15 protein-coding genes are annotated in these 22,677 nt (G+C 63.0%); 8 read left to right on the forward strand and 7 right to left on the reverse strand.

Annotation, left to right across the window (positions count from 1 at the left end):
* The 3 genes from BLW36_RS07965 to BLW36_RS07975 form a co-directional block, all read left to right on the forward strand.
* A partial coding sequence (locus BLW36_RS07965; RefSeq protein ID WP_139304840.1) for a Ppx/GppA phosphatase family protein occupies positions 1-1,150 on the forward strand: 1,150 nt, incomplete at its 5' end.
* 70 nt (positions 1,151-1,220) lie between these two features.
* Positions 1,221-2,687, forward strand: coding sequence for a protein adenylyltransferase SelO (locus tag BLW36_RS07970; RefSeq protein ID WP_091387081.1), 1,467 nt, complete (start codon positions 1,221-1,223; stop codon positions 2,685-2,687).
* Positions 2,688-2,799: 112 nt separating this feature from the next.
* Positions 2,800-3,216 carry a DUF2147 domain-containing protein gene (locus BLW36_RS07975; protein ID WP_091387083.1) on the forward strand — a complete coding sequence of 139 codons (417 nt, stop codon included), beginning with the start codon at positions 2,800-2,802 and terminating at the stop codon, positions 3,214-3,216.
* Between the two features lie 51 nt (positions 3,217-3,267).
* On the opposite strand, the gene BLW36_RS07980 is transcribed toward BLW36_RS07975, so the two are convergent.
* The 4 genes from BLW36_RS07980 to parC form a co-directional block, all read right to left on the reverse strand.
* Positions 3,268-4,758, reverse strand: coding sequence for a DHA2 family efflux MFS transporter permease subunit (locus BLW36_RS07980; RefSeq protein WP_170833167.1), 1,491 nt, complete (start codon positions 4,756-4,758; stop codon positions 3,268-3,270).
* A 14-nt stretch (positions 4,759-4,772) separates the two neighbouring features.
* Entirely contained in the window at positions 4,773-5,858 is a 1,086-nt protein-coding gene (locus BLW36_RS07985; RefSeq protein ID WP_211567165.1) for an HlyD family secretion protein, read from the reverse strand.
* Between the two features lies 1 nt (position 5,859).
* Positions 5,860-6,315 carry a MarR family winged helix-turn-helix transcriptional regulator gene (locus BLW36_RS07990; protein ID WP_091387084.1) on the reverse strand — a complete coding sequence of 152 codons (456 nt, stop codon included), beginning with the start codon at positions 6,313-6,315 and terminating at the stop codon, positions 5,860-5,862.
* Between the two features lie 133 nt (positions 6,316-6,448).
* Positions 6,449-8,698: a DNA topoisomerase IV subunit A gene (gene parC, locus BLW36_RS07995; RefSeq protein ID WP_091387086.1), complete on the reverse strand. Its 2,250-nt coding sequence runs from the start codon at positions 8,696-8,698 to the stop codon at positions 6,449-6,451.
* Between the two features lie 156 nt (positions 8,699-8,854).
* Between parC and BLW36_RS08000 the strand changes: the two genes are divergently transcribed.
* The 4 genes from BLW36_RS08000 to BLW36_RS08015 all read left to right on the forward strand — a co-directional run bounded on the left by BLW36_RS08000 (position 8,855) and on the right by BLW36_RS08015 (position 12,272).
* Positions 8,855-9,541, forward strand: coding sequence for an ABC transporter ATP-binding protein (locus BLW36_RS08000; RefSeq protein WP_244506190.1), 687 nt, complete (start codon positions 8,855-8,857; stop codon positions 9,539-9,541).
* Positions 9,538-10,344: an ABC transporter permease gene (locus tag BLW36_RS08005; protein WP_091387088.1), complete on the forward strand. Its 807-nt coding sequence runs from the start codon at positions 9,538-9,540 to the stop codon at positions 10,342-10,344. Before BLW36_RS08000 ends, BLW36_RS08005 begins: the two co-directional genes overlap by 4 nt.
* Positions 10,345-10,604: 260 nt before the next feature.
* Positions 10,605-11,918: a sulfite oxidase gene (locus BLW36_RS08010; protein ID WP_091387091.1), complete on the forward strand. Its 1,314-nt coding sequence runs from the start codon at positions 10,605-10,607 to the stop codon at positions 11,916-11,918.
* Positions 11,919-11,978: 60 nt separating this feature from the next.
* On the forward strand, positions 11,979-12,272 hold the full coding sequence (locus tag BLW36_RS08015; RefSeq protein WP_091387093.1) for a hypothetical protein: 294 nt from the start codon (positions 11,979-11,981) through the stop codon (positions 12,270-12,272).
* An 82-nt stretch (positions 12,273-12,354) separates the two neighbouring features.
* Here BLW36_RS08015 and BLW36_RS08020 read toward each other — a convergent pair whose 3' ends face one another.
* The 3 genes from BLW36_RS08020 to BLW36_RS08030 all read right to left on the reverse strand — a co-directional run bounded on the left by BLW36_RS08020 (position 12,355) and on the right by BLW36_RS08030 (position 20,121).
* A complete protein-coding gene (locus tag BLW36_RS08020) occupies positions 12,355-12,837 on the reverse strand; it encodes an MgtC/SapB family protein (protein ID WP_091387095.1) in 483 nt (160 codons plus the stop codon).
* Between the two features lie 78 nt (positions 12,838-12,915).
* The gene (locus BLW36_RS08025) at positions 12,916-14,859 is read right to left on the reverse strand and encodes an aconitate hydratase (protein WP_091387097.1); all 1,944 of its coding nucleotides are present in this window, start codon (positions 14,857-14,859) and stop codon (positions 12,916-12,918) included.
* A gap of 18 nt (positions 14,860-14,877) precedes the next feature.
* Entirely contained in the window at positions 14,878-20,121 is a 5,244-nt protein-coding gene (locus tag BLW36_RS08030) for a DUF748 domain-containing protein (RefSeq protein WP_091387099.1), read from the reverse strand.
* 256 nt (positions 20,122-20,377) lie between these two features.
* Between BLW36_RS08030 and selD the strand changes: the two genes are divergently transcribed.
* The gene (gene selD, locus BLW36_RS08035) at positions 20,378-22,666 is read left to right on the forward strand and encodes a selenide, water dikinase SelD (protein ID WP_091387101.1); all 2,289 of its coding nucleotides are present in this window, start codon (positions 20,378-20,380) and stop codon (positions 22,664-22,666) included.
* Positions 22,667-22,677 lie beyond the last annotated feature (11 nt).

A 22,677-nucleotide genomic window follows, 5' to 3' on the forward strand; every position in this document is an offset into this window, starting at 1 on the left:
CATCGAGATCATCAGCGGCATCGAGGAGGCGCGCCTGATCTACAGCGGAGTGATAGCGGCCGCCGATGGCCCGCCGCGCCTGCGCTGTGTGGTTGATATCGGCGGCGGTTCCACCGAGCTGGTGCGCGGACGCGAGATTCCGCAGCAGTTACAGAGCCTGTATATGGGCTGCGTTTCCTACAGCAAGCGCTTCTTTGCCGATGGCCTGATTACCGACAACACCGTCAACCACTTCAACCGCGCCCGCCGCGCCGCGCGCGCCGAGCTGCAGGAGCTGCAGCATCTGGCGGAAAACGCCGAGGTGATCGGCTGCTCCGGCACCGTCAAGTCGGTCGCACGTGTGCTGAACGGCGGCGAGCTGACGGAAATCAAACGCAAGGACCTGGACCGGTTGGCGGAAAAAGTCGCTGGCGCCAAACATGTCGCCGACCTGAAGCTTCCCAACCTGGACGAGTATCGGCGGCCGGTATTCGCCGCCGGCCTGGCAATATTGCACGCCATCTTTTGCGAGCTGGATATCCAGAGCATGCGGGTTTCGCCCTACGCCATTCGCGAGGGCATAGTCCACGACCTGGCCGGGCGACTGCACGGCGGCGACAGGCGCGCCGACACCGTCGCCGCGCTGATGCACGACGGTCGCATCGATGCTGCGCAGGCGCGGCGCGTCGGCGACTCGGCGCTGGAATTGCTGCACCAACTGCAGCCGCAGGCCAGTGTCGAGGATCAGCAGCGTCTGCGCTGGGCGGCGCAACTGCACGAACTCGGCCTCGCCCTGTCCCACAGCAACTTCCGCAAGCTCGGCGCCTACATGATCGAGCACGCCGACTTGGCGGGGTTTTCGAAAAGCGAACAGGAAAATGTTGCCCATCTGGTGCGCAACCAACGCGGCCGCATCAAGCCACCACTGGAGCACTACGGTTTCCATCCCAATCCGGATCGCCTGCTGTGCCTGCGGCTGGCCTGTCTCGTGCATCGCGATCACACCGACAGGGCCATCGACGCCCTGCAGTTGAGCGCCGATGACGACAGCTACCGGCTGAGTGTGGCCCAGGAGTGGCTGGAGCAAAACCCGGCGATAGAAGACCTGCTGCACCAGGAAGTGGAGCACTGGCAGTCGCAAAAACGCAAACTGGAATTGGAAGCGGTCTAGCGGCGTAACAGCACGACTACGCGCGAAGCGCTGCTTCGCAAACACTTGCCTCACCCTACAATAACTATCTATGAAACTGAGCGAAGTTACCCTAAGCCACCATTACGCCGATCTGGGCGACGCCTTCGGCACCCGGATCGATCCCACGCCGTTCGAGCATCCCAAGCTGATACACGTCAATCCGGCCGTACTGCAGCTGCTGGGAATTGATAAAAGCGAGGCCCAGAATCCCGACTGGGCCCAACTCGGTTGCGGCAAAAAGCTGTTTAACGGCAGCCGCCCGTTCGCGATGAAATACACCGGCCACCAGTTCGGCGTCTACAACCCGGACCTGGGCGACGGCCGCGCGCTGCTGCTCGGCGAAATCGAAAACGCCGGCAAACGCTGGGAGCTGCACCTGAAGGGCGCCGGCAAAACGCCTTACTCGCGCTTTGGCGACGGCCGCGCAGTACTGCGCTCCACCATTCGCGAATATCTCGCCGGCGAGGCGCTGAGCGGGCTCGGCATCCCCAGCACGCGCGCCCTCTGTATCGTTGGCAGCGACGAGCCCGTAGTGCGGGAACAGATAGAAAGCGGCGCCATGTTGATCCGTGTTGCCGAGACCCATGTGCGCTTCGGCCACTTCGAGTATTTGTTTTACACCAAGCAGTTGCAGGCGCTGCACAAGCTGATCGAATTTATCTGCCGACGCTTTGTGGCTGACACAGCGGAGTTACCGGTCAGCGAACAGGCCGAGGCACTGCTGCGTTTCACGACACGGCGCAGTGCCGAGCTGGTGGCCGGCTGGCAGGCGGTGGGCTTCGCCCACGGTGTGCTGAACACCGACAATATGTCGATAATCGGCGACACCTTCGACTACGGCCCCTACGGCTTCCTCGACGACTACGAACCCACATTTATCTGCAATCACTCCGACCACACCGGCCGCTACGCCTTTGAACAACAGCCGGGTGTGGTGCTGTGGAACCTGAACGCACTGGCGCACGCGTTTTCCGCCTTCGTCAGCGTCGAGGCGTTGCGCGACTGCCTGGAGGAATTCCAGCCGCACCTGATCGACACCTACGCCGCGCAGATGCGCCGCAAACTCGGCCTGCAAACCGCGGAAGACGGCGACCAGGCGCTGTGCGCCGACCTGCTGCAACTGCTCGCCGACGCGAGTGCCGACTACACGCTGTTCTTCCGCGCCCTGGCCCACTACCGCGGCGAGCGTCCACCGGCGGCACTGCAAGAGTTGATTCCGCCGGCACAGCACGAGGCGCTCGAGCACTGGCTGGATCACTACGACCAGCGCCTGGCGCGAGAAGACAGCGACTCCCGCGTGCGCAACCGCGCGATGCTCGCCGCCAACCCCAAGTTCGTGCTGCGCAACTATCTGGCACAGAAGATCATAGACGCCGCCGAAGTGGGGGACTACCGGCCGCTGCAGACGATGGTCGAGTTGCTGCAGAGCCCCTTTGACGAGCACCCGCAACACGAGACCTGGGCCGTGGCGCCCCCGGAGTCCGGCAAGCATATGCCGGTCAGCTGCTCTTCCTGAGCGCGCCCTAAAACAAAATTCTCACGCCATAGCTACACTAGAAATAGATTCCTGCCGTTCTGCATGACTTGGTGTAAGATCCTGGTCACAGACATAACTAGGGGTAACCGAAATGATCAGAAACCTGCTAATGGCGGCCTGCTGCCTGCTGTTTGCCCTGCAGGCCAGCGCGGCGGATGTACTGGGCAAGTGGCGCACCATCGATGACGAAACCGGCCAACCGAAGTCCATCGTCGAGATCTACCAGAAGGGCGGCAAGTACTATGGCCGGGTCGTGGATCTGCTGATGAAGCCCGACGACACTATCTGCGAAAAGTGTCCCGGCGCGCGCCAGGGGCAGAAGATTGTCGGTATGGATATCATCACCGGCATGGTGAAGAACGGCGATATCTACGAGGGCGGCCAGATTCTCGATCCCGCCAAGGGCAAGATTTACGACTGCAAGTTCTGGCTCGAAGGCAACCAGCTGAAGGTGCGCGGCTACCTCGGTTTCTTCTACCGCACCCAGACCTGGTACCGGGCGGAGTGATCTGACTCGCTGATCGTGCATCCGGGAGCGGTCAGAATCCGCTCCCGCAGATCAGGCAGTGGCCTCGTCCGCCTGGCTGCCCGGGTTGGCCAGCAGAAACAGCAGCGGTATCGCCGCCAGGTTGATCCACATCAACAGCTGGAAATCATTCACGTAAGCGATCTCGGCCGCCTGCCGGGAAAGCTCCTGCGCGACATTCACCGGTAGTGCCCCCAGCTCACCCGCGCTCGGCAGGCTGCCGAGCAGATCGGGCGACAACTGCAGCCGTTCGCCCAGCTGCTGCTGGTTGATCCACAGGTTGCGCGTCAGCACCGCCATTACGATCGACACGCCGATACTGCTGCCCAGGTTGCGCGACAGGCTGAACAGCGCCGTGGCCTCGCCGCGCAGCTGCGCTGGCAGCGTCGCATAGGCCAGGGTGGAGATGGGCACGAACACCAGCCCCAGGCCCATGCCTTGCAGTATGCCGGTCCACACCAGCGCACTGCGGCTGACCTGCAGGTTGAAGCCGGCCATGAAGTGCAGGGACAGGCTGACCAGCAGCATGCCGACAAAGATCAGCGCGCGACCATCGACGTAGCGCAGCAGCCGGCCCACCAGCATCATTGCCATCATCACCCCCAGACCCCGCGGCATCAGCACCAGGCCGGTGGTCACCACCGGGTAGCCCTTCCACTGCTGCAGGTAGGATGGCAGCAGCGCCATCGTCGCCAGCAGAATGATGCCCACTACGAAGATGAACACCAGCCCGGAGACATAGTTGCGGTCGCGGAACAGTCCCGGCGACAGAAACGGATTCTTCGTCGTCAGCGAGTGCACCACAAACAGGTAGAGCCCCAGTACCGAAGCGATGGCGTACAGCTGAATCTCCAGCGATTCGAACCAGTGCACCTGCTCGCCGCGGTCCAGCAGCATCTGCAGCGCGCCGACCGCCAGGGCCAGCAAGCCGAAACCGAGGGCGTCGAAGCGGGGTTTGCGCATCTCGCCTTCGGGCACGTACAGGTAGATACCGATCAGCGACAGGATGCCGAACGGCAGATTGATGTAGAACACCCAGCGCCAGGAGTAATATTCGGTCAGCCAGCCGCCCAGGGTCGGCCCCAGAATCGGCCCGATCATCACCCCCACGCCCCAGATACTCATCGCCGAGGCGTGCTGTTCCCGCGGGTAGGTATCCAGCAGCGTGGCCTGGGACAGCGGCACCAGCGCGGCGCCGAACACGCCCTGCATCAGGCGCCAGAAAATCATCTCGTTGAGGCTGCCGGCCTGGCCGCACAGCATCGAAGTGATGGTGAAGCCGGCCACCGACCACAGGAACAGCCGGCGGCGGCCGAAACGCTGCGACAGGTAGCCCACCGGCAGCGTCATGATCGCCGCGGCGACGATATAGGATGTCAGCACCCAGGTGATCTGGTCGTTGCCGGCGCCGAGACTGCCCTGCATATGGGGCAGGGCTACGTTGGCGATGGTGGTGTCGAGCACCTGGATGATCGTCGCCAGCATGATGCTGGCGGTAATCATCCGGCGGCGCCCGTCTGTCATCGGCACTGCTGCAGTCATGGCGCCAGGACGACGCGGCCACTCTCACCGGCGCTGGTGCGCGCGGATACCAGCTTGTCGTCTTCACTGGTATCGATACGCACCCTGGCGCTCATGCCCGCACGCAGGGCCGGCGCGTCCTTGGCCGGATACAGGCGCAGGCGTACCGGCACCCGCTGCACTACCTTGACCCAGTTGCCGCTGGCGTTCTGCGGCGGAATCAGCGCGAACTCGCTGCCGCTGGCAGGGCTCAGGCTGTCCACCTGCGCCTGCCACTGGAAATCCGGGTAGGCATCCAGGGTTACCTCGGCCTGCTGGCCGGCGCGCACGCGCTCCAGCTCCGTCTCCTTCAGGTTGGCCTCGACCCAGATACCGTCGGCACCGAGCATGCTGATCAGCCCGATACCGGCCGGCGCCATCTCGCCCGGCTGCGGCACCGTATTGGCGATCACGCCATTGACCGGCGCGACCAGGCGGGTGCGGGACAGCTGGTAGCGCGCCTTGTCCAGCTGCGCCTGGGCCACTTTAAGGTCGGCCTGGTCTTCCAGCGGGATCTCCGGGTTGCCGCCCAGTTCGGCGCGCAGGCTGGAGAGCTTTTCGGTATTGATCGCGATCTGCGCCCGCGCTCGCTCCAGTTGCTGGCGCGCCTCGTCCAGCTGCGCTTCCGACACCGCCACCTTGCCGAGCTTTTCGTTGCGCTCCAGCTGGCGGCGGTGGAAGTCCGCATCCTGACGCGCCTGCTGCAGGGCCGCTTCCGCCTCGGCGTAGTCGGCGCGGCGCGCCAGCAGTTCGTTGCGCACCTGCCCCAGGTGTCCCTCGGCTTCGGCCACCGCCAGTTCAAACGGCGTCGGGTCCAGCTGCACCAGCAACTGGCCCTTTTCGACCGGCTGATTGGCGCGCACCAGCACCTGCGTCACGACACCGCTGACTTCCGGCGCCAGGGATATTTTGTCGGCCTTGATATAGGCGTTTTCGGTTTCGACGATACTGCCGCCGCCGAACAGGCACCAGCCGGTCACCGCTATAGCGACGACAATGCCGGCGAGGAATCCCAGACGACGCAGCGATACCAGTTCTGCCACCTGCCCCAGCTTGTCCTTCACTTCAAACCTCCTCACGTGTCAGATTCTCCCGCAGCCGCTCCAGCAACCCCTGCAGCTGGTACACCTCGGTCGCCGAAAAGCCGGCCAGTGCCTGGATGCGCGTCTGCTGTGCCAGTCCGCGCAGTGTCTCCAGGGCGGGCTCCGCCGCGGGCGTGAGATAGATGCGGAAGCAGCGCCGATCGCCCGGATCCGCGCGGCGTTCCACCAGCCCCTCTTCCTGCAATTTGTCCACCTGGCGCGCCAGACTGATGGGCGCCACGTCCATGCGCTCCGCCAGCTCCGCCTGCTTCTGCCCCTCCTCCTTGGCCAGGTGCCACAGCACCTGCCAGCGCGAACGGCTGAGGCCGTGCGCCTTGGCGCGGCGATCGAAATTACGTCGTAACAGGCGTGCGGCGCTGTGCAGCTCGAAGCTCATTTGAGCGGCGCCGTCTTTTCCAGACTTGGCGTTATTGGACATGGCTCCCCCGTTTTGAGGGCGCTTATTATAAGGATGCTTACAATTGTCGCAACGCGCCCTAACCGCCTTTTTTGTGCGCAAACAAAAAAGGGCGAACCGTCTGGTTCGCCCTTTCCGCTGACAGCAGAGAATTTTACTTCTCCACGACTTCCACCCGGTCCACCTTCTGGAAGCCCCGCGGCAGCTTGTTGCCGCGCCGGCCGCGTTCGCCGTGGTAGTGGTCCAGTTCGGACACCTTGATCCTGGTGTGGCGCTTGCCGGCGTGGATGACCAGCTGGGCATTGCCCTCCAGCACCGCAATCCCGACCACTATCTCCTCGCGGCTGGCGGCGCGCGCCGACGGAATATTGATGATCTTGTTGCCCTTGCCCTTGGACAGTTCCGGCAGCTCGGACACCGGGAACACCAGCATGCGGCCCTCGCTGGTCACCGCCGCCAGCAGTGCCTGATCCGGATTCTGTACCTCGCACGGCGGCAGCACCCTGGCGCCCTTCGGCAGCGTCAGCATCGCCTTGCCCGCCTTGTTGCGCGACTGCAGGTCTGCCAGTTTGGCGACAAAGCCGTAACCGGCGTCGGAGGCCAGCAACACGCGCTGGTCATCGGCGCCCATCATCAGCCCCTCGAAGGTGGCACCGGACGGCGGATTGATGCGGCCGGACAGCGGATCGCCCTGGCCGCGTGCCGACGGCAGCGTATGGGTGGCGATCGCGTAACTGCGGCCGGTGGAGTCGAGCAGCAGCGCCGGCTGGTTGCTCTTGCCGCGGGCGGCGAACTTGAAGCCGTCGCCGGCCTTGTAGTTCAGCGCGGTCGGATCGATGTCGTGGCCCTTGGCGGCGCGGATCCAGCCCTTCTCCGACAACACCACGGTAATCGGATCGGACGACAGCAGTTCCGCCTCGCTGAACGCCTTGGCCTCCTCGCGGGCGACGATCGGCGAGCGGCGCTCATCGCCGAACTCGTCCGCCGCTGCCAGCAGTTCCTTCTTGATCAGCGTCTTCAGGCGGCGCGCGCTGTCCAGGGTCTTGGTCAGATAATCGCGCTCTTTCTCCAGCTCCGCCTGCTCGCCGCGGATCTTCATCTCCTCGAGGCGCGCCAACTGGCGCAGTTTGGTGTCGAGGATGTATTCCGCCTGCACGTCGGTCAGCTCGAAGCGCTCCATCAAGGCGCGCTTGGGCTCGTCGTGGGTGCGGATGATCTCGATCACCTCATCGATATTCAGGAAGGCGATCAACAGGCCCGCCAGTAAGTGCAGGCGCTTCTCGACCTTGTCGAGGCGGAACTGCAGGCGGCGTCTCGTCGTCACGGTACGGAAGCTGAGCCATTCGCCGAGGATCTTGTCCAGCGACTTCACCTGCGGGCGGCCGTCGATACCGATCATGTTCATATTGATGCGGTAGCTGCGTTCCAGGTCGGTGGTCGCGAACAGGTGGTTCATCACCGCGTCCATGTCCACGCGGTTGGATTTCGGCACTATCACCAGGCGCGTCGGGTTCTCGTGATCCGATTCGTCGCGCAGGTCGGTGATCATCGGCAGCTTCTTGGCCTGCATCTGCTGGGCGATCTGCTCCAGTATCTTGGCACCGCTGACCTGGTAGGGCAGTGCGGTGATGACGATATCGCCTTCCTCCCTGCTCCACAGCGCGCGCATCTTCACCGAGCCGCGGCCGGTCTCGTAGACCTTCTGGATCTCCGCCCGCGGCGTGATGATCTCGGCCTCGGTGGGCATATCCGGCCCCTGGATGTACTCGCACAGTTCCGCCACGGTGGCCTTGGGGTTCTCCAGCAGCGCCACCGTCGCGTCGACCACTTCGCGCAGGTTGTGCGGCGGAATGTCGGTGGCCATGCCGACGGCGATACCGGTGGTGCCGTTCAGCAGAATATTCGGCACCCGCGCCGGCAGCACCGCCGGTTCGTCCATGGTGCCGTCGAAGTTCGGCTGCCAGTCGACGGTACCCTGCCCCAGTTCCGACAGCAGCACTTCGGAATACTTGCCCATGCGCGATTCGGTGTAACGCATCGCGGCGAAGGATTTCGGATCGTCCGGTGAGCCCCAGTTGCCCTGACCGTCGATCAGCGGATAGCGATAGCTGAACGGCTGCGCCATCAGCACCATCGCTTCGTAGACGGCGCTGTCGCCGTGCGGATGGTATTTACCGATCACGTCGCCGACGGTGCGCGCCGATTTCTTGTACTTGGCGGTGTTCTTGAGCCCCAGCTCGCTCATCGCGTAGACGATACGCCGCTGCACCGGCTTCAGGCCGTCGCCGATATTCGGCAGGGCGCGGTCCAGAATCACGTACATGGAATAATCCAGATACGCCTTTTCGGTGTACTCCTTCAGCGGCAGGCGCTCTGTGGCCTCAAAGACGGAGGTATCGGTCATACAACTCTCGTTATTCTGTTCGGAAGACGCGGATTATGGCGGCGAATCGCAACGGGTTCAAAGCGAACTCGGCGCGCGGCCGATTGCGAAGGCCCCCGCAAAGCTGTTACAAATCCCGCACCACGCTTTCGCAAGGACCCCGGATGCCCCCATTAATTGCCTTTTCGCACCACCACGGCGGCCTCACGCCGGGCGCAACACGGATCTCGGGGGGGATGGGTTATTTCCGCTAAGTCCACCTCGGTACTGCGGCTGCAGCATGTCGCCGTCGGCCCACTCGACAATATCGAGCTGGAAGTGGCGCCGGGACAGATAGTCTGCCTGTCCGGCCCGTCCGGCTCCGGCAAGAGCCGCCTGTTGCGCGCGGTCGCCGACCTGGAGCCCCACGGCGGCGTCGTGCGCCTCGGCGACCGGGACCAGGACTCCCTGGCCGGCCACCGCTGGCGGCAGTCGGTGATGATGGTGCCGGCGGAAACCGCCTGGTGGTTTGACACCGTCGGCGAACACCTGCACAAACCCATGCCGGATGCGCTCGGCGCGCTGGGTTTCCCGGACGACGCGGCCGAGTGGGCGGTCTCCCGCCTGTCGTCCGGGGAGAAGCAGCGCCTCGCCCTGATACGGGCCCTGTCCCGCGACCCGCAGGCGCTGCTGCTGGACGAGCCCACCGCCAATCTCGACGACGACACCACCCTGCAGGTGGAGGACTGGCTGCAGTCCTATATTGCCGAGCATCAGTGCCCAACCCTGTGGGTGGCTCACCGCGAGGATCAGATACAGCGGGTTGCCGCAAAGCACTTCCGTATCGACGGCGCGCGGCTGCGGGAGCAGGAGGTGGAGCAATGAGTGTGATCGCGCTGTCCTGGTGGCAACTGGGCCTGGCCGCGACCCTGGTACTTGCGCTGGCCGCCTGTACCCATTTCGCCCGCCTGGGCCTGGGCAAATCACTGCTGGTGGCCGCGGCGCGCACCGCGATTCAGCTGACGCTGGTGGGGCTGGTACTGGAGACACTGTTCTCGGTCGGCAGCCTGCCGTGGGTGGCGCTGATGGGCGTGGCGATGCTGCTGCTCGCCGGGCGCGAGGTCATGGCGCGGCAGAAATACCGACTGCGCGGCGGCTGGAGTTTCACTGTCGGCACCGCCGCAATGTTCATATCCGCCTTCAGCGTCACCGTACTGACGCTGACGGTAATTATCGGACCGACACCCTGGTACACCCCCCAGTACGCCATTCCGCTGCTCGGCATGCTGCTCGGCAATACCATGACCGGCGTGGCGCTGGCGCTGGACCGGCTGACCGAGGGCGTGTGGCGTCAGCGCCAGCTGGTGGAAAACCGCCTGATGCTGGGCCAGACCTGGATCGAGGCCTGCGGCGATATTCGTCGCGATGCGATGCGCTCGGGACTGATGCCGATTATCAACGCCATGGCCGCCGCCGGCATCGTCTCCCTGCCCGGCATGATGACCGGCCAGATTCTCTCCGGCACGGCGCCGGCCCTCGCAGTGAAATACCAGATCCTGATTATGTTCACCATCGCCGCGGGCACTGGCTTCGGCACCTTCGTCGCCGTCAGTGTTGCGTCGCGGCGGTTGTTCGATCGCCGCGAGCGGCTGCGGCTGGATCGGCTACAGCCGGGTAATCGCGGCTGAAATAGCGAACACATTCCCCCGGCTTCCGCGGTATTTTTAATACACCCTTTTCGTTTGACGCCGCGGCCAACAGGCGGACCTGATTGGCCGCAACAATGCACGCGTGGATCTACACGCAGCATTGGCTCCCATGGCTCATTTCTCTGTCAGCCGCGATGAACAACAGAATCGCGCACATGCCAAAAGCAGGCAGACTGATTGCTCCTCATTGCGTGCGCACCCCTGACTATACTTTTCCATCAAAATGGAGGGTGCAAACGATGAGCGATGATCAAAAACCCGAGAGTGTCGGACTCCACACGCTGTATCGCGATGACCCGCTGCAGGCCGACGAAGAGGTGTTTGGCCGCAAGCCGAACCCAGACCGCCGCGGCTTTCTCAGAGGTATGGGGCTGGGAACCATGGCCGCGGTTTTGGGGGTTAGCGCCATTCCGTTCCACCGCAATATGCCCTCTGGATTAATTCCCGCCGCACTGGCGGATGATCCCAAGCCTTTCAAGCTGGAAGGTAAGGACGGCTTGATCGTGTTGAATGACAGGCCCGTCAATGCCGAAACACCCCCGCACTTACTCGACGACGAAGTGACGCCAACGAGCCGGCACTTCATACGCAACAACGGTATACCGCCGAGCGAAGTGGACGCCGAGCGCTGGGAATTGACCATCGACGGGCTCGTGGACAAACCGCTGAAACTGACCATCGCCGACCTGCGCAAACAGTTCGAGGTAGTAACACAAAATCTGGCCATCGAATGTGCGGGTAACGGGCGGGCCTTCTTCAAACCGCCGGCCAAGGGTAATCAATGGACCTATGGTGCAGTCGCTTGCTCCGCCTGGACCGGCGTGCGTCTGGCCGATGTACTCAAGGCAGCAGGAATCAAGCCGGGTGCGGTATATACCGCGCATTATGGCGCCGACACCCATCTGTCCGGAGATCCCGGCAAACTCCCAATCTCCCGCGGCGTGCCGATTAACAAAGCCATGGGGGAGGAGAACCTTATCGCCTTTGCAATGAACGGCAAGGCAATCCACCCGATGAACGGCGCCCCATTGCGCCTGGTAGTACCCGGCTGGCCGGGATCCTGTTCGCAAAAATGGCTGACACGAATTCAGATACGTGACCAGGTGCACGATGGCGCGAAGATGACCGGCACGGCTTATCGCATACCCAACCACCCGGTGGCACCTGGGGAGAAAGTCGACGAGAAAGATTTTGTAATCATCGAGCGCATGCCGGTGAAATCGCTGATCACGTCCCCCGAAACCGGCATACAGCTCCGCGACGGCAATCTGGAAGTGCGTGGGCACGCCTGGGCCGGCGATCGCGATGTATCGGAAGTACAGCTATCCATTGATTTTGGCGCTACCTGGATGAAGGCAAACCTGTCCCGTCCTGCCAACAAGGCCGCCTGGCAGCGGTTCCGCGCCAACGTGAAGTTCCCACAGAAGGGTTATTACGAAGTCTGGGCCAAGGCGATTGACAGTGATGGAGTCAGTCAGCCCTTTGGCATTAACTGGAATCCGAAAGGTTACCTGAACAATTCCTATCACCGGGTGGCCGTCAGGGTGGTTTGAGCTTTGGAAATAAACAGCCTGCCGACCGCACGACACAGAACTCGGCATCGCTTGGCCAGAATGCTGCTGTCGATCGCCGCGGGAATGCCCGGCATCACCCTGGCAGAAGAAGCAAACTCCAGCTCGCAGGACTTCGGCGGGCTCCCGCCCGGTGCCGGGCAAGCGGAAGTGTACGGACTCTGCTCGAGCTGTCATTCGCTGATGATTGTGAAACAGCAAAGACTGAGCAAGGAAGCCTGGCTGGACACACTCGACTGGATGATCGAGGAACAGGGTATGCCACGACTGCCCCCAAAGTCGCTTGATCTCATCGCAAGTTACCTGGCCGAGCACTATGGTACCGGTGGCGAGTGACCGGGTCAGCGGCGCGAGCGACTGTAACAGGATCGAATGACATCTCCCGACGAACGCGAACAATCAACGCGCCGGCAGATGTTTAGTCACCGGATTTTTTCTGCTGAACACCGGGCAAGTGCTCCTTGGCTGAAGTGATTACCCGCAGGGTGAAAAAGGTGAGCCCGCTCAATACGATCGCGACCTCGAGCCTACCGAGGGCCACTGCCAGGCCGATGGCGCCGGTGGCCCAGAGGCTGGCAGCGGTGGCGGTGCCGCGCACCATGCCCTCCCCCTCCGAGACATTTTTCAGGATGGCACCACCGCCAATAAACCCCATGCCGGTGATCAACCCCTCGATCACGCGCCCCTCGGCATCGGTAGACGTGAGCACGTCGAAACCCACCAGCGTATAGCCACAGGCAGCCACGGCCACAAGCGGAAAGGTGCGCAGACCGGCCGTGCGCTCGCGCTTTTCCCGATCCCAACCGATAGGTAGGGCGAGGACGTAAGCGATGGCCATATCGGTAACATGGTGCAGGACCAGCTGCCAATCGATCTGAAGCAGTTCCGTAAATGCATCCATGCCTGTGCTTCCCACAGCCAGTGCTACTGGCCGCAAAAGTCCTCATTGCCCAGAACAAAACGATCTTTCAGGCACCGGCTAACCATCGGTCAGGTGTTTCTCCCGCGCCTCATTGATCAGCCCACCCGCTTTCAGCGTTTCGATTTCTTCCTGCGAAAGATCGTGCCGCAGCATAATCGTGTCCCCGGCAGTATTGATCTTTAGCTCTATCGGTTTGTCCGGCGCCAGCTGCTCGATCGGGTTATCAATTTCCAGCACCGAGTCCTGCTCCAGACGGTCGTAATCTGTCGGGTCGTCAAACAGCAGTGGCAGCACGCCAAAATTGACCAGGTTTCGTCGGTGGATACGCGCCATGCTCTTGGCAATCACGCAGCGCACGCCCAGATAGCGCGGTGAGATGGCGGCGTGTTCGCGGCTGGAGCCCTGCCCGTAGTTTTCGCCACCGACCACGAAGCAGTCGCCACTCAGGTCCATGGCGCGCTGATAGAAGTCTTCGTCGACGCGGGAAAAGGCGTAGCGGCTGATCGCGGGAATATTGGAGCGCAGTGGCAGTATCTCGGCACCGGCGGGCAGGATTTCATCGGTGGAAACATTGTCGCCGGCCTTCAGCAACAGCGGTCCGCGCAACACCTCCGGCAGTTTTTCAAATTCCGGCAATGGCTGGATATTCGGGCCTTTGATCAGCTCAACTTCCACGCGGATTTCCTGCGGCGGCTGCAGCAGCGGACGCATATCCGGCAGCTGCTCCGGCTCGTCGAAAGTCGGGTAATCCATATCCAGCTCGCGCGGGTCGGTAATTTCCCCTTTCAGGGCACTGGCCGTAGCGGTTTCCGGGCTGCACAGGTAGACCTGATCCTCCTTGGTGCCGGAGCGACCGGGGAAATTGCGCGGCACCGTACGCAGGCTGATGCGGCCGCTGGCAGGCGCCTGGCCCATACCGATACAACCGCCGCAGCCGGTCTGATGCAGGCGCGCGCCGGCTTCGAGCAGTTTGGCCAGATCGCCGCTGCGGCTGATTTCTTCCAACAGCTGGCGCGAGGTCGGATTGATATCGAAGGACACGCTGTCGTTGACATGGCGGCCGGCGACGATGCGCGCGGGGATGACAAAGTCCCGTAGGCCGGGATTGGCAGAGGAACCGATATAACTCTGGTAAATCGGCCGGCCTGCGACCTCGCGCACCGGCACCACTTTGTCCGGGCTGGACGGACAGGCGATCAGCGGTTCGAGCGTGGAAAGGTCTATCGTGTCCTCTTCGTCGTAACTGGCGCCGTCGTCCGCTTTCAGCTCGACGAAATCCTCTTCCCGCTGCTGCTGTCGCAGGAAGGCGCGCACCACCTCGTCGGCCGGGAAGACACTGCTGGTTGCGCCCGTTTCCTGGCCCATGTTGGCAATCACGTGGCGATCCATGGCGGTCAGTTTGTCCAGCCCGGGACCGTGGTATTCGACGATCTTATTGACGCAGCCCTTGACCGTCTGGCGGCGCAGCATTTCCAGAATGATGTCCTTGGCGCTGACCCAGGGTGGCAATTCGCCCTCGAGCCGCACGCCGAGCACTTTCGGCATTTTCAGCGCAAAGGGGACCCCCGCCATCGCCATGGCCACCTGCAACCCCCCGGCACCGATCGCCAGCATCCCCATGGAGCCGGCCGCACAGGTGTGGCTGTCGGAGCCGAGCAGCGTCTTGCCCGGCACACCAAAGCAGGACATGTGCACCGGATGGCTGACGCCGTTACCGGGGCGGCTGTACCACAGACCGAACTTACGGCAGGCGCTCTGCAGAAACAGGTGGTCGTCAGCGTTTTTGAAATCCGTCTGCAACAGGTTGTGGTCCACATACTGTGCGGACAGTTCGGTTTTCACCTGCGGCAGCCCGAGCGCCTCGAACTCCAGCATGACCATGGTGCCGGTGGCATCCTGGGTCAGCGTCTGGTCGATCTTCAGCTCGATCGGGCTGTCGGGCTCGAGCGAGCCGCTGACCAGATGGCTGTCGATAAGTTTCTGTGCAAGGTTCTTCGCCATGGCTTTGTGTCCTTCGCGTTAGTTGGAAAACTCCACCCGCGGCTCGTCGAAATCACGCCCATTGTAGTCCGGTGCGCAGGGGATCAGTTCCGCCGCGGTGATTCCGGCATCAATCAAGAAGCGTTCGATCTGGCGGCTGCGCTCGAGCGCCAGGCGCTCAAATTCCTCCAGCAGCTCGATCGGTGGGTAGCGATAGAATTGCTCCAGCGCCGAGTCGCTGCCGCGCAGGCCCGGCGTAGAGCTTGGATAGAGCGCATGCCAGTCGCGCGGGTTGGCAATGCCACAGATTCCCGGTCTCGCCTCCGGGTGCTCGCGCAGCACCCGCAGCATTTCCTGCAACTGCCGATGCGCCGCGGCGCTAAGTTCTGCACTGCCAGGCTGGAACACAATCGGGTCGAAATCGATGGCGCGGAAACGCCGCCAGGCAAACTTGGCCAACGTGTAGAATCCGAGTGGCGTGAAATAACTGAACAGCGCTTCCATGATCGCATTCTGTAGCAGGTCGCTGAAAATAAAGCTGAAGGAAAAATCCGGATCGTAGAGGTTGCCGGATATCGGCATGTTAAAGCGCACTTTGTTGTTGCCATCCTCAATCAACAGCAGCGCTATGTTTAGCGGGATCAGGGTCGATTTGACCGGCAGCTGGTCATCGTCCCGAACCCGCCGCACCTTGATTTTTTCCAGCTCCATATCCGCATTGGCTTCGACGTGGTTTTCATGCACGCGAATATCAAACGTCGCATCAAGCTGCCCCTGCAGGATCTTGTAGCCGAGTAGCTCTGCCATATACGGCGTAGCGGGGATCAGGTTGGTGTTGACGATATATCCGGTCAGATCGGCATTCCACTTGCGCGTATCCAGATAGTCGATCGTGCCGGCGAGCTGTATCTCGCCAAAACCGCCAGGGCGCCCGTTCAACAGCACTACCGCGGGGGCAACCTGTGGGTCATTGCTGACATTGTGTACGGTCAGGTAAATAGCCCTGACTGGCAGGCTCCCGCGATACTGGCCCTGGCGGTCGACCCAGGTGAAGGTGCCGTGGCGCACATTCAGGTCGTGGACGTGATAACGAAATTTTTGTTCCGTTGCGGCTACGCTGTCAGCTGCCGGCGCAGCCCGCCCCGGCGGCGCCCCAGTCAACTGGGCGACCTTTGCCAGGACCGGGAACTCCCCCGCCTGATCGCGCAACAGTACAAGACGGGGCCGCAGCGCGTCGATGTTGGCGACCTCCAGCCAGCGGTCAATCCTGTCGTAGTTGAGTTGCTCCACCTGCAGGCCGGCCAGCCGGCCGATCACGGAGTGGCGATGGTATTCCGGCGCATCCTCGGGCCGGGCGAAGATTTCGAACTCCCCAGTCTCCGCCCTGCGGAAACCGAATTGCGCCCCGTCGCTCGACAGCTGCTCTACCGTAACGCTTTCCCCGCGCACCAGCTGTTTACCGTCCACGGAAAGCATCTGGATCGCCTGCAGCTGCAACTGCGGCAGCGCCAAACGCCGTTCTCCGGTGCGGTAGTTGCCGCTTGTCAGCAGTTTTTCCACGGTGATGCAGAGGTTGGCGCGATCGATATAGCCACGGGGGATACAGCTGGAGGCGCTCTTCAGCGCCAACTGCTGCGTTTCTATCTCTCCGCCACCGACGCGCAGTCGCTCGGCCGTGAGAAGCTCCACCTGCAACAGCTGGGCAGGCATGGTCGCCGGATAGTCACGCTGCCTGAATTCGACGCCGGCGACTTGCAGGCCGTGCAGAATTGTCGCGCGCCCCGCCGCAGTGTCGATGCGATCCACCCTTTGCACCTCAACCTGGCCGAGCCGGTAACAGGGCGCGAGACCTGAATCGCCCAGCATGCCCGCCGCCAGGCAACCGCTGGCACCGGACAGGCGGCCGATTGGCGAGCCGCCGTAGGCAAATTGATCCAGCTGAATCCGCTCGAAGACCAGCGGGTTGCCCGAACCCCGACCGACGGTGAGGCCCACCAGCTCGATGGAGCCATCGGTGGAGTAAGGCGCGGCGAGCGCTATTCTCTGCGTGCCGCGCATGCGAATTTCGCGCACGCCGTAACAGGAGCCGACTTCCCGGCCAGAAATATCCTCGAGCAGTTCGATCGTGACCTCCAGTGTCGGCCCCGGGGCGCAGCCGCGAAAGCCGCTTACCGACAGGTCGGTCACCCACAGCACCGGCTCGCCGTCCCAGACCAGTTTTTCCCAGCTCAGGTGCTGGAAGCCCGCCTGTAGATATTCACCCGTCTCCTGCCAGGTGGCGACCGGCCTCGACTCCATAGCTCCGAGTTCGACCAGCGGCGCCGACGGTGTCAAACCGATACGGCTGACGCCAACGAAATCCAGCTGCCTGGCAGCAATGCAATCGGCGATACCAATTTCGCGCGCGCTTAGCGGCAACAGGTCATGAAGCCCGCAGAACAGCACTTGCTGAATGTCGAGCCCATGCAAATTCAGGGTGCTCGGCGACAGGGCAATACTGTCGACCTGCAAATGCTCGATACTCCACAGCGGCGGCGCCACCGGCGACGCCTTGAGCAGGGTTTCGCCAAGCAGCAGCCCGTTGTCACCCACCGTGCGCAAATCTCTGGACGAGATACAGCGCGGCAAGCCCGCGCGCAGTTCGAAATTGCTGGGCAGACAGGCGTGCGCGGCGGCGATGGATAAATTATCGAACTGCAATGCCGAGGGTTTATTGCCGCGGCGCGACCAGAGTATTTCCAGTTGCGGCGCCAGCAGCTTGTGCAGATCGGCGACAAACTGCTGCTCCTGTTCCAGCAACAGGATTCGCTGTGCCAGTGTGCCGCTCAAATCGGCGGCCAACTGCCGGCGGTCGAATGTCAGCTGAAATTGTTTCCCCAGCCGCAGGTCTTGCAAGTCGGTACAGCGGATTTCCAGTGCCGGCGACGGCACCGTGTCCGGCAGACACCCGTAGAGCGACTGCAGGGAAAGATGCGGCAAAGACAAAAAGAGACTGGACTGCGGCTCGGGCAGGTAGCGAATGCGCGCATCGGGCAGCCGCAACGCTGACAGATCCAACAGTGTTTGCTCCTGCGGGGTTTTGGCCAGCGCGCGCTCGAGCGTCAGCTGCCCGGCTGCCAAATCCAGGCCGCCCTGCCAGGCAATCACCAGCGGACTGTGCTGACGTAGATTGCGCAGATCGAAGCAGCCGGGCATCTGTTGCGGCCGCTCGTACAGCAGCCGCGCCCAGGTCTCGGGCAGACAGCCCTGCAGACGGCTCAGCGAGGCACTCTGCAGACTCAGGTTGGGACTGGCGATATCCGCAATACGCGATTCCGTAACACCGGCAGCAGGCGCACCTTGCTGCGGCCGGCGCCGCTCTGCTGCCAGCACACCTTTCTCTTCGACCACCTCTCGCGGCGGTGACGGGGCCCCGGTGACCGGTGTCACCACCGTGTCATTGGTATCCGCCGTGATCCAGGGGTGGTCACCATCGACACTGCGGCGCATATAACCCTGGCCGGTATGCAACTGTTGCAGCAACAGCCCTTTATCGCCGTTCAGCCGATCGGCCAGCAGCAGGCGCTCCAGCCGCAACTCGCCGAATATCGCGTATCCATGTTGGCCACCCAGCCAGGCAAAGCTGCCGTTGCCGGCCAGCGTATTCAGCTCTGCGCACAGCGGTCGCCATTCGCCGGGCAGCAGCGTATCGGGCACACAGCCGGACAGGGACTGCAGGCCGAAGTCCCGCAGCAGTAGCGGCGCGCCAGCACTGCCGGATGCCGCCATCATCTTGATGTGCTGCCAGTGCAGCTTTTGCAACTGCAGCTGCGGATGATCGTCACGCCGCAGCCGAAATTGCGCGAGCTGCAGCGGCCCGCTGGCAAAGCCCCAAGGCTGATGCTGCGCCTGCGACGGGAAACGCAATTGGAATTCCTCGTTGGTGCGCAACCCGGCCAACTGTACGCAGTGGTCCGGCTGTTGCCACATTGCCCCTGGAACGCAGCCGCTGGCACTTTCGAGTTCCAGTGCGTCAACCTCCAGGATACGGGTCTCGCCCCGGTACCGCAGAGCGCCGAGCACGGCGAGGTGTGCGGTGAGCGGATTGCGATTGGCGCCGGCCATGTCCAGCAGCTGCGTCTGCTGCAGGCGGCTGGCGCCGGCGCTGACACTGAGCTTGCCGGTCCAGTCGAACAGCACCGGCTGCGGCAGCCGCAGGGTACCGGCCCGCACGCAGTAATGGTGTGCGCGGTCGCGCAGTCCCCCCGGACACCAGTCGAAAGCACTGGCGCCGGCACTCTGCCAACCAAGGCTTTCCTGTTCATCGATGTATTCGAAATCATTGATGGCCACCGTCTCAGCGCGCCAGTTCTGCCAGCGACGGTCGCGGTGGCGCAATTGAACACCCTGCCCGTTGGCCCGCTGCCAGTGCACCTCGGCATCACCGCCGATGACAAACAGCAGGTCGTTCTCCAGTTCCAGGCGGCGCGCGGTGGCGCAGTGGCCAATCAGGTGGCGCAGTGCCGGCAGTGCCTCGGCCCAGCGTTCGGGCGGACAGCTGCCGAACTGCTTGACCGCCACCCGTTCGGCCGTGATGCGCTCGGCCGGATGCACGTAATGTGCGGAGGACAGATCCAGTTGCACCAGCGCGGTGTTATAGGCGCGTGCATTTTTTTCCCGCACCAACAGCTCGTGCAGATCGAGTTGCTCCGCTGCGATGGTCACCTGCAGCGGTTCATCGCCGCTACGCTGTAGTCCCAGCAGGAAGTCCTGCGCCTGCAGCTCGTTAAAGCGCAGGCAACTGGGCGTCGGCCAGACGGGCTTGTGGCGATAGCAGAGCCGGCTGTCGCGAATACGCACCGAATCCAAGACCAGCTGGAAATCGCGGTCCTTGCGCTTGCCCTTGCTCAGCTCCCAGCCAAAGACTTCCCACAATCGTTCGCCGTCGCTGTCGAAGGACTCCAGGTCAATGTAGGCGCCGTCCAGGTAGGCGCGCTGCAACCGCATGCGCCCGTGTAATAGCTGCCACCAGCTGTAATCCAGCATCAGCTCGCGGGCGTGAAATCCGCGGCCGTCAGCGTTTTCACCACGGAAACCGCGGGCGATCAGGCGCAGGCGCGGAATCGAGACCTGCAGGTAATCGATTTCGGTTTCAATGCCGCGCCGTTCCAGCCAGAGCTCGATCCTTGCCGCGAGCAGCGCTGAGACCGCGACGGAAGCCGCGCCCAGCAACAGCAACCCGATCACCAGCCACCAGAGCAGGCGGCGGAAGATATCGGTTGGCGGGTGAGACTTCGTTGGCATTAGTAAAATAGGCGCCAGAAAATGAATTTAGCGAATACTGCAGTCACAGCTGTGCCAATTAAGTAAAGACCAGCGCTTCTGTCTTTTTTTACGCTGGCGCCATGATTCGCGATAATGCACCGCCACGCCGCGCAATTAGTCCCGTGCACCGGCAGGCTGTCTACTATTTACCCAGACAACAGCGACATCCGGCTGCGCACAGTTTGCCTGCCGGGACAGTGACGACACCCTTGCGATTTTTTACCGGCGAAAAACCATGCAGGACTACCCAAATTACCAGGACATCGTTCTGGTCGGCGGCGGACACGCTCACGCGATAGTGCTGCAGATGTGGGCCATGAATCCGCTGCCGGGTGCGCGCCTGACACTGGTTTCGCCGCAGGTGCAGACCGCCTATTCCGGCATGTTGCCGGGACTGGTGGCCGGGCACTATCACCTCGATGAAACCCACATCGACCTGGTGCGCCTGTGTCGCGCTGCCGGCGCCCGCTTTATCCAGGCCTGTGCCCACTACATCGATCCGCAGGCGCGTAAAGTCTCCCTGCTCGGCCGTCCGGATCTTGACTACGACTTGGTGTCACTGGACGTGGGCGCGACGCCGGCGCGCGAGCTGCCCGGCTCGGAACTGGCGATACCGATAAAGCCGATCGACCATTTCTACCGCTACTGGCAGCAGCTGCAGAAACGCGTACAGAAAAGCCGTGCGCCGATGAAACTCGGTGTCGTCGGTGGCGGCGCCGGTGGCTGCGAACTGGCGATGGCGATGGCCCACGCGCTGGAAGAGCAGGTGTATTCCGGACGCTTACAGATACACCTGGTGCATGCCGGAGAGCGGCTGCCCGACGGCTATCCGTACCTGGCGCGCAAACTGGTGGCGCGGGAATTAAACCGGCTCGGTGTACAACAGCACCGCAACTGGCCGGTGGCGGCAATCACCGAACAGGGTGTGCGCGGCGAAAACGGCGAGGCGCTGGAGCTGGATCAGGTACTGCTGTGCACCAACGCCTGCGCCCCGCCGTGGCTGGCCACATCCGGCCTGCCCCTGGATAAGCAGGGCTTTGTACTGGTAGACGAGCAGTTGCGGGCGCAGGGACACGAGCATATTTTTGCCGCCGGCGATGTGGCCAGTTTTTCCCGCAGTCCGCTGCCGAAGGCCGGCGTCTACGCGGTGCGTCAGGGCCCGGTACTGTTCCATAACCTGCGCGCCACACTGACCGGACGCCCACTCAAATGTTACCGTCCGCAGACGGACTTCCTCAGCCTGCTGTCCTGTGGCGACAAGCGCGCCGTTGCCACACGCAATGGCGTCGCCGCCGTCGGCGGCGCCCTGTGGCGCTGGAAAGATCATATCGACCGCACTTTCATGCAACGCTTCAGTGCCCTGCCGGTGACGATGGAAGAGGTGTCGCCAAAACGTCCGCGGGAAATTGTCGACGGGCGTTACGGAGTCTCCCTGGCGGCGATGCGCTGCAATGGCTGCGGCGCCAAGGTGGGCGCGGAAATACTGCAACGGGCACTGCAAAAGCTTCCGGTGCAGCAATCGGGCGTGCTGCTGCGTGGCGTCGGCGACGATGCTGCAGTTATGGAGCTGCCCCAGGGCAAGCTGCTGGTGCAGAGTTCCGATCAGCTGCGGACGCCGGTCGCTGACCCCTGGCTTTTCGGGCGCCTGGCGGCACTGCACGCGCTGTCGGACCTGTTCGCGATGCACGCGCGCCCGGTGACAGCCCAGGCACTGGTCACACTGCCGCTGGCCGGGGCGGAGATTACCGAACGCGATCTGCAGCAATTGCTCGCCGGCGCCGTTTACGAACTTAACCGACACCAGTGCGCGCTCTCCGGTGGACACACCGCCGAAGGCGCAGAAATGCAGCTCGGCCTGACGGTGAACGGCATCGCCGATCCGGATCAGCTGCTGGAAAAAACCGGCGCCCGCGCCGGCGACTGCCTGATCCTGAGCAAACCCCTCGGCGTCGGCACCATCCTCGCCGCCGAGGGCATCGGCGAAGCCCCGGGACGATGGCTGCAGCAGGCGGTGGAAACCATGCTGCACAGCAATGCCGCCGCCGCGGACCTGTTCGCGCTGTATGGCGCCCATGCGCTGACCGACATTACCGGCTTTGGCCTGCTCGGCCACCTGCTGGAAATGCTCGATGGCAGCGGCCCGCTGGGTGCAACCCTGATCGCCGAACGGCTGCCGCTGATTGCCGGCGCCGCACACTGCGCAGAGCACGGTTGGCTCTCCAGCCTGCAGCCACAGAATGCCGCCGCTTACGCTTACGTCGACAATCCGCAGGAGTGGCAGCAGCTGCCGCAGTGGGATCTGCTTATCGATCCGCAAACCTGCGGTGGCCTGCTGGCTGCAGTACCGGCGGAAAGAGCGGAGGGCTGCCTGCAGGCTTTGCAGCAGGCGGGCTACAGCGACGCGGCAATTATCGGCGCGGTCACCCCTGCCGATCGCCCGCAGGCCCCTATCCGGTTGCGGCGCAAGGCGGACTGGCGCGAGCTGATTGCGCGCGAAGCGGAGACGGTGCAGGGCCAGATTTGAATTGCCAAATC

Origin of the sequence: Microbulbifer marinus (assembly GCF_900107725.1) — a bacterium.
In the GTDB taxonomy this organism is placed as follows: Bacteria; Pseudomonadota; Gammaproteobacteria; order Pseudomonadales; family Cellvibrionaceae; genus Microbulbifer; species Microbulbifer marinus.